The organism is Trichocoleus desertorum ATA4-8-CV12, from assembly GCA_019358975.1.
Classification (GTDB): domain Bacteria; phylum Cyanobacteriota; class Cyanobacteriia; order FACHB-46; family FACHB-46; genus Trichocoleus; species Trichocoleus desertorum_A.
Genome location: JAHHIL010000088.1, coordinates 1 through 10,934 on the forward strand (window position 1 = coordinate 1; position 10,934 = coordinate 10,934).

Annotated in this window: 10 protein-coding genes; 3 read left to right on the plus strand and 7 right to left on the minus strand. The window is 49.0% G+C overall.

All coding sequences use genetic code 11. The features are described 5' to 3' along the window. Positions 1 to 174: 174 nt before the first annotated feature. Positions 175 to 1,299: a serine protease gene (locus KME12_27335; GenBank protein ID MBW4491475.1), complete on the minus strand. Its 1,125-nt coding sequence runs from the start codon at positions 1,297 to 1,299 to the stop codon at positions 175 to 177. A 432-nt stretch (positions 1,300 to 1,731) separates the two neighbouring features. Here KME12_27335 and KME12_27340 point away from each other — a divergent pair, with 432 nt between their 5' ends. Then, positions 1,732 to 1,899, plus strand: coding sequence for a hypothetical protein (locus tag KME12_27340; GenBank protein MBW4491476.1), 168 nt, complete (start codon positions 1,732 to 1,734; stop codon positions 1,897 to 1,899). Positions 1,900 to 1,920: 21 nt separating this feature from the next. Here KME12_27340 and KME12_27345 read toward each other — a convergent pair whose 3' ends face one another. Further along, on the minus strand, positions 1,921 to 2,850 hold the full coding sequence (locus tag KME12_27345; protein MBW4491477.1) for a TPM domain-containing protein: 930 nt from the start codon (positions 2,848 to 2,850) through the stop codon (positions 1,921 to 1,923). Between the two features lie 224 nt (positions 2,851 to 3,074). On the opposite strand from KME12_27345, the gene KME12_27350 reads away from it, so the two are divergent. Next, positions 3,075 to 4,442, plus strand: coding sequence for an NACHT domain-containing protein (locus KME12_27350; GenBank protein ID MBW4491478.1), 1,368 nt, complete (start codon positions 3,075 to 3,077; stop codon positions 4,440 to 4,442). Between the two features lie 2 nt (positions 4,443 to 4,444). Next, positions 4,445 to 5,521, plus strand: a complete 1,077-nt coding sequence (locus tag KME12_27355) for a serine/threonine protein kinase (GenBank protein ID MBW4491479.1) — start codon at positions 4,445 to 4,447, stop codon at positions 5,519 to 5,521. Here the strand turns inward: KME12_27355 and KME12_27360 are convergent. The 5 genes from KME12_27360 to KME12_27380 all read right to left on the minus strand — a co-directional run bounded on the left by KME12_27360 (position 5,515) and on the right by KME12_27380 (position 10,656). Then, complete coding sequence (locus KME12_27360; GenBank protein ID MBW4491480.1) at positions 5,515 to 6,828, minus strand: ABC transporter substrate-binding protein; 1,314 nt, start codon at positions 6,826 to 6,828, stop codon at positions 5,515 to 5,517. The genes KME12_27355 and KME12_27360 overlap by 7 nt on opposite strands. A gap of 300 nt (positions 6,829 to 7,128) precedes the next feature. After that, positions 7,129 to 7,317, minus strand: a complete 189-nt coding sequence (locus tag KME12_27365; protein ID MBW4491481.1) for a hypothetical protein — start codon at positions 7,315 to 7,317, stop codon at positions 7,129 to 7,131. Between the two features lie 332 nt (positions 7,318 to 7,649). Continuing rightward, positions 7,650 to 9,887: a CHAT domain-containing protein gene (locus KME12_27370; protein ID MBW4491482.1), complete on the minus strand. Its 2,238-nt coding sequence runs from the start codon at positions 9,885 to 9,887 to the stop codon at positions 7,650 to 7,652. A gap of 5 nt (positions 9,888 to 9,892) precedes the next feature. Continuing rightward, positions 9,893 to 10,558: a DUF928 domain-containing protein gene (locus KME12_27375; GenBank protein ID MBW4491483.1), complete on the minus strand. Its 666-nt coding sequence runs from the start codon at positions 10,556 to 10,558 to the stop codon at positions 9,893 to 9,895. Next, the gene (locus KME12_27380; GenBank protein ID MBW4491484.1) at positions 10,465 to 10,656 is read right to left on the minus strand and encodes a hypothetical protein; all 192 of its coding nucleotides are present in this window, start codon (positions 10,654 to 10,656) and stop codon (positions 10,465 to 10,467) included. Before KME12_27380 ends, KME12_27375 begins: the two co-directional genes overlap by 94 nt. Positions 10,657 to 10,934 lie beyond the last annotated feature (278 nt).

Consider the following 10,934-nt stretch of genomic DNA (forward strand, 5'->3'; position numbering starts at 1 on the left):
GATTTGGGCGTGTTGTCGAAAGTGTAATTTCTGGTTATCTTCAAGCAGGTTCAACGGGAGTTCGTCCCAGGGCAGATTCAGCGTGTAAATGTCAGTTTGGGCAACCATGTCAGTTCACCTGTAATTCAACAGTCTTGTGCTTAAGCAGGGCGATCACTCGGTTGCGATCGCCCACTACTGAGCGCTGATCAAGGTAATGCGATCGAGGGCAGCGCGATAGCGTTCTGAATTGCCAATTTGTTGATAAAACTTGGCGGCTTGTTTGAAGTCTGAGATGGCGGACTTGGTGTTACCGAGTTGATTCTGAAGCTCACCACGACTGTAAAACGCCGCTCCAATATTGCCTTCACCCCAACCCTGATTGATTTTGATGGCTTCAGTGAAATCTTGAAGGGCTTGCTGCCGCTGCTTTAAGGCGGCATAAACCTTAGCTCGGTTACTGTACGCTAGTGAGGATGGCTGAAGCTGGATGGAGCGGGTGTAGTCACTTTGTGCACCCTGGTAGTCTCGTAGAAGGCTTTTAGCGACGCCTCGATTGGAGTAGAGAAGCGCATTATTGGGATAGCGGCGAATCCCTTCGTTCAAGATCGCTAACCCTTTCTGATAGTTGCTTTGTCTGAATTGAAGACTGCTTGCCAGAGTATAGTATCCAATTTGTTGGCGTTGTTGAGCCACAAATCCTCGCCGTCCTGGCAGACTGTTGATGGCAGCAGCGGGAATAGCAAAGTTGAGATTGGTGCCCGGATTGCCGCCTTGAACAATCCCAATGACTTGACCGTCCTCATTCAGCAGAGGTCCACCAGAACTTCCAAAGCTAGCAGTTGCGGTAAATTGAATCATGCCACTGCCGTCGATGCGGCTGACGATGCCATCGCTGAGGCTTCTCTCCAAGCCCTTTGGATCGCCGATCGCATAAGCTTTTTGCCCAATTTTGGGAGGTACAGCTTGAATGCTCAAACTTGGAAGCGGTTTTTCAGGGCGGATCTGAATCAGGGCTAAGTCAACTTGCGCATTCCGAGACACTACAATGCCTGAATAAATGGAGCCATCTGCTAACTTAATCGCAACTTGTTTGTTCGTTCCGACTACATGCTGATTGGTTAGAATCAATCCTTTAGAATTGGCAATAAATCCACTTCCGTAGTTCAAGGATTTGCCATTTGGCGCTGAGATTGAAACCACCGCAGGACTCGATCGCTGATAGAGAGTGGCTGGATCAAGGGCAAATGCAAAATGAGTCAAACCCAGGGAGAGCGCAACGGTGTTTAGCGCTGTAAAAGCCTTGGATACCAATTTCATCAGGGGTTCTCCTGTGTAAGCGTAAAATGATTTACCTTGAAAATTGGAATGAGGTTGCTTAACTGAATCAGCTCCGCGATCGCGTGCCATGAGACGCTCGAGATCGCGGAGACGAAACAAGGGTAAATTTGTGATAACCGCAGATCAGGAATGATGCAGGAAGGAATGCGGTGGATAAGAATGTTGAGTGCTTGGTTTAAAGCTTAAGTAAGACGGGCTGAGAAGGCATTCGTTCTACCCACAAATTGCGTGGTGGGAAGTGCGTAAGCGTGATTGCGGGAAAGTGCAACTTGAAGGGTTAATGCTACTTTCTAGGGAATTGTCTGCCAGAGTCATTATTTGTAGTCTCAGGCGATCGCAAACTCAGCAATTAGCCGCGTTGCCGTGGGTGAAAAGCGAAACTGAGGTTTGTATCGATAAGCAGTCGTAGCGATGATGTTAGCCCTTAAGTGCGCGATCGCCTATGATGAAATGCGAGATGAAAAGATGACAGAATATACTGCCATCTTTTGCCACTGTGCAGAGCAGTGTAAGGCGATCGGTCTTATGTCTGCTGCTTACTTCCGCCGAGCCAATCTTGAAGCTGGACAGGTGTCTTAATTAATTGGGTGTCGTTGGAGATCAAAAGCCACCGCCTGCGCCACCCCCGCCACTGCTACCGCCACCAAAGCCGTCACCACCGCCTGCGCCACCCCCGCTATAACTCCCGCTGTGGCTGTTACTTGGAAAAGACACAATTGCGCGTGGTTTAGAGCGCTTGTTTCCACCGCCACCACTATTGGAATCATCGTCATCATGATTGCGAATAATCGCAGCAATGCATAAAGAACCAAACACCAGCAATGCTCCCCATCCTAAAAAGTTGAGTAGGTCATGGGTGAAGCTTGATACCTCTGTAGCTGAGTTGGAGGATACTTCGTCTACAGAACTGGGACTAACTGCTGTATTCATGGCAGATATCTGCACCGCTGTGGTGTTCAGTGATGCATTGGCCGTTGGGCTAGAAGCACTAGCACTGTAGATCACAGGGGCTAAATCTTGGCTCACCGCTTGAATTCCTGCTAAAGTGCCGCCATCAAAATCACCTTGCTTCAAGCGGGGAACAATTTGCTGATCGATAATCTGCCCCACCTGAGCATCTGGTAAATGCTCCTCAATGCCATGCCCTGTCTCGACTTCGACACGGCGATCGCCTAGAGAAATGAGAAACAAAACGCCATTATTATGTGCTGCTTTACCGATTCCCCAGTGGTTAAACAACGTTGTGGCAAACTGTTTGGGTGTTGCAGAAGGCGCGGTATCTGGAACTGTAACCACAGCAATTTCACTGCCGTTTTTCGCTTCTAATTCCGAGATCTTTTGATTGAGGCTGGCTTCTGTTGCAGGGCTAAGGATATTTGCGGTATCGGTCACCCATCCCCTATTCATTTGCCGAGGGTTGGGCACTTGCTCAACTGAAACAGCGAGGCTCACAGTTGGGATACTGATAATGGCAGCCGTTGCTAAACTTATGCTAATCGTGGATTGAAATCGCGTTACTGTAAAAGTCATACTATTTATTTCCTAGCGAAATTTCACATCAAGTTCCTCCCAGAGAGCGACATTCAAGAAAGCTGAAAACAGCGGCAGGCATTCCCTTGCATTTTTCTCGCGACACTCTAAACTGGAAGTGTTATTACATCCAGATTAAGCGGAGCAGCCGTTAGGAACGCTCTAATCCCCGTTAGGAATTTGGTTAGGATTAATGGTTAGAAATTGCAGTCCAGCAGCGAATCATGGTGTTGACCCCAGATCCATTTGATCAGGCCGTAACCACTTGGAACCTTGATAAACTGTATCCAGACTTGGCTACTGCTAAACGGGAGATCGCTCCTCATAAGAAACTGGGATTGACCGAGGTTGAGAAGTTGCATTTGCGAGGGCTACTTTGTGGCTACAGTCCAGCAGAGATTGCTATACAATTGGTGAAGACAGCCAAAACCGTAGAAGTTGATCTGTGTAATACTTTGTACCGTTATGTAGAAGCTTTAACGGGCAGAGCCACAAATACGGTTGAGAGTTGGAGAGAGATCGCAACTTGGCTAGAGGCAGCAGGCTATAAAAATTTTGCGCTAGAGGGTGAGGTGCGGCCCACTTCGAGTTGGGGAGAAGCACCCGATATCTCTGTGTTCTATGGGCGACAAGAAGAACTCACAACTTTAGAGCAGTGGATTGTAGGCGATCGCTGTCGTATCGTCACTTTGCTGGGCATGGGCGGAATTGGTAAAACGAGCTTAGCAGCTAAACTGGCTCACCAAATTCAAGGCCAATTCGATTATTTGATTTGGCGATCGCTGCGTCGTCCCTTACCTTTAGAAGAATTACTAAGCGATTGGTTACAGCTACTCTCTCCTGAGCGTGTGACTGACTCACCCATTAAGATTGGAAGCCAACTTGCTACCTTGATGGAGTATCTCCGCAAGTACCGCTGTTTGTTGGTCTTGGATAACTTAGAAACGATTCTACGCAGTGGCGATTTTGCAGGGCATTATCGCGAGGGATACAAAAGTTATGGGGAATTGCTGCAACGATTGAGCCAAGAAACTCACCAAAGCTGTTTACTTTTGACGAGTCGTGAACAAACGCGAGAAATTGCCTTACTAGATGGCAGCAATCAACCTGTGCGATCGCTTAAACTTGAAGGGCTTAAAGAAGCAGCGCGAGAAATTTTACAGGCTAAAGACCTATCCGGTGAAGGACAATGGACTACTTTAATTCAAATCTATCGCGGCAATCCTCTCGTCTTAAAAATGGTTTCTACGACCATTAAAGAAATTTTTGATGGCAGTGTGACAGATTTTTTGAAGCAGCGCATGACTTTGATTACTGGAGATATCAACGATTTTATTGAACAGCAAGTCAACCGTTTATCTCCTTTAGAACATAAAATTCTATATCAGGTTGCGAAAGTCAAAGAACCTGTCATGCTGGCTAGGCTGCAAGAGAGTTTACAACCTGTTTTGCCGTCCGATTTATTACGAGCTTTAGAATCTTTAGTGAGGCGATCGCTGATTGAAAAAAGCGTTGCTGGTTTTACTTTGCAGCCCGTCGTGATGGAATATGTCACGAATCAACTGGAACAACTGAAGCAGCCAGAGGATTGAGCGTGAGCTATTGTATCAATCCGAAATGCCCAGTGCGCCAAAATCCCAGAGATATTGCCGCTTGTCTCGCCTGTGGCACGCCTCTGCTGATCCAGCAACGCTATCGCTTAGTTCAACCGTTGCGGGAACTGGATGAACTGAGCCAGACTGAAGTCTTTCTAGCTGAGGATCAAGGGATGCTGAAAGTCCTGAAGGTTCTGAAAACTCCTAAATTACTCAAGCTATTTGAGCGAGAAGCAAAAACGCTGCAACAGTTGCAACATTCAGGCATTCCGCGAGTAGAACCTGATGGTTTCTTCAGCCTTTCAGTCTCCCCCGTCACTTATAAACATTCTCTAATGCTGCACTGTTTGGTGATGCAAAAGATTGAGGGGCAAAATCTAGAGCAGTGGTTAGAGCAGCAAGGCCCTATTTCGGAAGCGATCGTTTGGCAATGGCTGAAGCAACTGGTGGAAATTTTAGATGTCGTGCATCAGCATGAGTTATTTCACCGAGATATCAAGTTATCTAACATCATGCTCCAGCCAGGAGGTCAACTTGCTTTAATCGACTTTGGCACGGCCAGAGAAGTGACCAATACCTATCTCGCTAAAGTTGGCAGTGGTCGAGAAGTCACAGGAATTGTTTCCCCAGGCTACACCCCTTTAGAACAGGTGAATGGCAAGGCAGTCCCCCAATCGGATTTCTACGCTTTGGGTCGTTCCTTTGTCTATCTCTTGACTGGCAAACATCCGATCGACCTACCAGAAGATTCGCAAACGGGCACCCTGAATTGGCACGATGCTGCCCCTCAAGTTTCAACTAGACTTGCAGATTTAATTGATGACTTAATGGCTCCTTTTCCGGGACAACGCCCCCTGAATACTCAGGAAATTCTGCAACGCTTAGCTCCTGACTTTCCATCTCCACAGAAACCGACGTCTCTGGCGAGTCCGCGCCTGCGATGGTTAATCATCCTCAATTTATGCCTGTTTCTACTCCAGCTGATTACAGGCTTCTTGTGGTTACAGGCCAAGCAACAGCAAAACTGGGACTTCAATCGCGATCGCGACCTGCCTCTACCCGCCCAAGTTCAATAGCTCTTGGCCAACAATCGCTGGGTCTCTTTGGCTGCTGCTTGCATCGCGGCTTCTGCACTCGGTTGTCCAGTCAGGGCTGCACTGAGATGACGCTGGAGAATTTGAGAAGCTTGGTCATACTGCGGGATGGATGGACGCAAAACCGGATGCTCTAGGACTTGGAGCAAACTGGGAAAGTGAGGATATTTTTGGGCGATCGCAGGGTCTACAAAGAGATCACGTCGGGTCGGTAAATATCCAGACTGAAGCACAAAGCGACGCTGTGACTCTGCGCTGGTGAAAAATTGAATCGCTCGCCAAGCTGCTTCAGGGTGTTTAGCATTTCTCGCAATCCCAAGCCCCCACCCTCCTTTACAAGCCGCACTACGATAGCCTGGGGCATGCACCATCGGTTTAATGCCAACTTTTCCCTGAAGTGTTTTCATCGCCTCAACTCTCGGCCAAATATAAGGCCAGTTACGCAAGAAAGCCACCTCGCCTTGCTGAAACTTCTCGAAGGATTCTTCCTCGTCGTAGGTTGTAGTTTCAGCGGGAGAGATACCTAGCTTCAATGTATCTCGGAGAAATTCCACAGACTGGATGGCTGGAGCTTGATCGAGCCCAACTTCCCTCGTTTCAGGGTTGATCCAGAATCCACCATACCCAGCCAGGACCTCCACAAACATCGCTACCAACCCTTCATACTGTTGTCCCTGCCAAACGTAGCCCCAGCGAACCTGTTGCTGTTCCTGTAACTGTTGGGAAACCTGCACTAGCTCTGCAAATGTTGCTGGGGCTGGCTCGCCTATCTCCTGTAGTAAATCTTTGCGATAGTAGAGCATACCGACATCGGTGCGGAAGGGGATACGATATAGCGCTCCTTGGTAACGTCCTGCCTCAATGTCATCGATTAAGAATGGAGCTAAGTCACTGGACGAAACGTGATCTGAGAGATTGCTGAGCCAACCTGCGGCGGCAAACTTTGGAGTCCAGATGATATCGAGATAGATCAAGTCGTAGATCGAGCTACCTGTCTGTAGAGCAGAAGTATAGATGGCTTCCACTTCATTGGTTGTGTAAGCTCCTTCCACCAGCTTGATTCGGATATCGGGATTTTGTGCTTGGAAATCTTGAACCAGCCTTGACCAATGCTGGCTTTCAGGAGCAGGAACTACAAACGTCAGGGTGATCGGTGCCTGTGGCCAAGTTAACCAAAGTAGCAACAAAATAACGAGTTGCACCCCAGCCATTACTCCCAAAAATTGCGGCTTGTGCAACTGCCTGAATAACTTTGGTAGTTTTTGCAGAAACTGGAGAATGGCTTTCATAAGCAGTAGGATCAGCCCATCACTTGAGAACAGTATGAATAAAATTTAGCTACTGCTGGAGCGGAGGAGCAATCGCTGTTACAAAATCAGACCTGCAATAGCTCCCTAACACAGGATAGCAGGCAATAACCTTTGCCCACCCTTCCAGGTCCTGATGCACTTGACTTACCTAGAACTAGAAATAGTCAAAATTGCCACAACTTAGCGGCTAGGCTCAGCAGCCCCATGCATTGTCAGATCTCTCTTGACAAGTAGAATAATCGTCAAAAAGTCTTATCCAGGCTGCGATTAGGCGATCGCTCAAGAGGGAGCAATGGCGAATTCAACGAAACTACAGGATGTATGTGGCCCATGATGACTGTATCTTTCGTTAATCAAAGAGATATTGACAGAAGCCTGCACTCCTGCTTCATGCCTGCTACGACTCTGCAAGGCGTAACCAAGGCTGAGATAAAGGTCTTCTGGGTTTTCGGGAGTTAGTTGAATCATGCTTAATTACCTGACGAAAAGCTAACGCAGACTCTTGATAATCTCCTTCGTCATACGACGTGAGTCCTTGTTGAAAGTGATGCGAAGAGATTAGACGAGGAGCTTGAAGCAGGCCAGCAAGTGCCAATCCCTAGAATAGGTTGATTTGACTGTCGATTTGACTGATGTCGCATACTAGAGCCTCCTGATACGTCTACTTGTGAACTTCAACCGTGAAACAAAACTCCGTGATGATTTTGGATCGAGAGAGATACGTTTTAGGTGGAGAGGTTTAGGTAGATACAGCAGGGGTTGCCTGAATCTGTCTGAGTCGCTCGCCTTTCAAAGCAGTGTTACTCTGCTTCTCCAATCAGCGTGAAAGCTGCCCAATCTTTCGGTTCGGGGTGCGTTGCCATCGTGGTTAACATTGCCTGCTGGAGTGCCTGTGCCTTATTGGGTTGCTTCTGAAGGTTCTTGTAAAACGCGGTCATCAATTCTGCGGTCGGCGCATCGGGAACTGCCCAGAGGGAAACAATCACACTGGGCACGCCTGCTGAAATCAAAGAGCGCGACAAGCCAATCACCCCATCTCCGGTAATTCTGCCTTCTCCCGTGTTGCAGGCACTCAAAACCACCAGACTAGCTTGCAGTTTCATGTCGAAAATCTCTGCTGCGGTCAATAAGCCGTCATCACTGCCAGAGGGAGCCAGGGCGATCGCGCTACCCAATCCCTGCACGTCATCGAGCAATCCGTGAGTGGCAAGGTGGATGATTGATGCTTGGGGCATTTTTTGAGTGATGGCAGCTTTGGTGCCTTGATCACCGATGATGGCTTGAGTGTTGAGCAGCGGGGCGATCGCTTTGGCTTCGGCTTCGGCTCCCGGTAGAGGTGATAAGGCTTGTTTCGGCTCTCCGGGAAACAAAGAAATCTGTGGCATGGTGGGATTGCCCAGCACGAGAGCGTTACCACGACGGCTGGTTGGCTGAGTGGCTAACTTCTGTTGTTGTTGCCGAGTCAAATCCAAGACCTGAATCGAGGGTGCGGTGAGGATGGTGTGTTTTTGAATTAGGTAAGTGCCATTGGCATCTTGCAGGGCGGGAAAAGGCACCTGGAAGAGGGAGCCTTGAGGAATGAAGATGACATGGGCGTTGGGGTCTTTGGGAAGCAGAGAGGCGATCGGGTCGATCAGCAGTTGATGGAGCGTCGGCAAGTCGGGTTGGCGTTGGGCAAAGCCAAGACTGTTGCGACTGCGAACAGCCAGAAACTCTTGATTGCCAATGATGAGGTTGGCTAGGGAGGCGTTGTGCTGTTGCCAAAGGGGTTTGAGGTCTACCTGGCGGAACGTGATTTCACCTGTAGGTTGAATCACCCAAATGTAGAGCGCTGATTCTCGCGATGTTTGTTTGTCCTGAATCTGAAAGTCATCGTAGATGATGGAATACTGTACTAAAGTTGCGTTCTGTGCTTTCGCGATTTGACGGATTTGATCTTGGTTGAGAACAGAAGCAACGACCGCATCGGCGGAACCAAATGACAAACGCTGGGTCAGGAGATCGACAAAAGCACGGGCACGTCCCCGCTCAGCAATTTCTAAGGCAGCAATCGGGTTCTTTTGCGCCACCTGGACTTGTTGTAACGTCTGGTAGGTTCGAGCTTGTCCTTCAAAAATAGAGACTTTATTCGCATCGTTGGAGCCAAGCAGTTGCCGCATCGATTCCCACACTTGAATTCCCTGCATGAGCATTCTTTCAGCCTCTGTGGGGTTACCAGCTTTTAAGAACGCCGCTCCGAGGTTGTTGAACGCCATCCCCTCCCCTTGACGGTCTTTAATTTGACGGGCAATGACTAACTGTTGCTGACCATACTCAATGGCTTTGGCATAGTTACCTAGGTAGTGGTAAGTGAGTCCCAAATTGCTCAGTGCTGCACCTTCTCCTTCACGATCTTTGATTTCGCGGGTGATGGTTAAACTCTGCTGCATATACTCGATCGCTTTAGCATCATTGCCCAAAGATTGGTAAGCGAGTCCCAGATTGCCGAGTGCCAAACCTTCTCCTCGGCGATCTTTAATTTCGCGGGTGAAGATTAACCACTGCTGCATATACTCAATCGCTTTGGCATCGTTGCTTAAAGAGAAGTAGGCGAGTCCTAAACTGCCGAGTGCTGCACCTTCTCCATAGCGGTCTCTAATCTGACGGGCGATGACTAGATATTGCTGACCATACTCAATTGCTTTGGCATAGTCGCCCAAAGACTGGTAAGCAGATCCCAGATTGCCGAGTGTCCATCCCTCGTGGCGATTGTGGAGGGCGCGATAAATTTGGAATGCCTGTTGCCAAAAATCCAGCGCGGCTTGGAATTGGCTAGTTTGATATTGCTGAATTCCCTGATTCAACAGGCGATCGGCTTCGGCTTGACGAGCATCGATCGCTTGAGCAACAGCGGGAGGTGGGGTATGAAGAGGAAGACAGAAAGTAACAGGCAAAAGGCAAAAGGCGAAGGGCAGGAGAAAACGCGAGTGCTTCGCAGTTGCCAGGGGCAATCGCACCTTGCGTTTGCTTGATTTGATCTGTTTAGTGACAGGTTGCATGGGTCTTAGAGTTTGGGTTGCGGGGGCTGGCGCAGCTCTTGGCGCTGTCGTTCGCTCGCCTCAATCTGCTTCAGGCGATCGCTCCAGTCTTTCAGCGGTTGGGCTTCCGAAGCGGCAAGGGAATCGAGTAAATCCAACACAGGTGACTGAGTTTGAGCTGTCTCAGAAGCTTTGAGTGCGGCTGCGATCGCGTCATACCATAGCCCAGTCTCCGCATACAGGTTGCTCTGCTGTTGGGGTGTTGGTGCGGCAGCCAGTTGAGTCTGCAACGACGCATCAGGCTTGACCACCTCGATTTCTGCCGCCGCCACGACATTCCTCGAAGGAACCTGCGGGTCACAGACCAACACCACCTGCCAGCGATAGGTTTGTCCAATCGCTAGTTGGGGCTGACTTTGAGGCAGGGAAAACTGCATGATTCCCGCTTGGCTTTGTAGTTGAGTGCGGTAGAGCGGTTGTCCATTGGACGTGAAGAGTCGGAATTGCAGGGGGTAGGCTTGGCGCTCGGGCACAAACCAGAAGAATGATGGATGCTGGGAGCTAGTTTGCCCAACATGGCTCAATGGAACGAGTGTGGTTAAGCCGATGGTGGCGCTGCGATCGCAGCGCCACCACGCGTTATATTGGGTCTCGTTCCCTTCGGTGCTGACGGTTTGGCGGGGGGACGGTATTTTGCCAGTGCTACCGGAGCCATCGAGAGCAACACACTCATCAAAAGGCTAACCGTGAGCGCATAGTAATAGATTCGTCGCTTCAGCCAGTGATTCATAGGATTGCATCTCCCTGTAGAAAACGACGCTCTTAGATCATAGGTAAGCAACCACAAATCATGTTTGCGGGAAAGTGCAATATTTGAGAACCCGAATTCACATTTTTCAACGACTCCCCACCTTGCCATTATCTATGACGCGAATGACCTGAAGTCGAGTTTGCGCTTTCCCGCAATGATGATTGTCAATTCCTGCTAGAGAACTTCACTAGGAAGCGTAGTTCCTGATTCATGGGTTTCCTTTATGCTGAGAGTGAACCATTGACCGGGTTGCTATC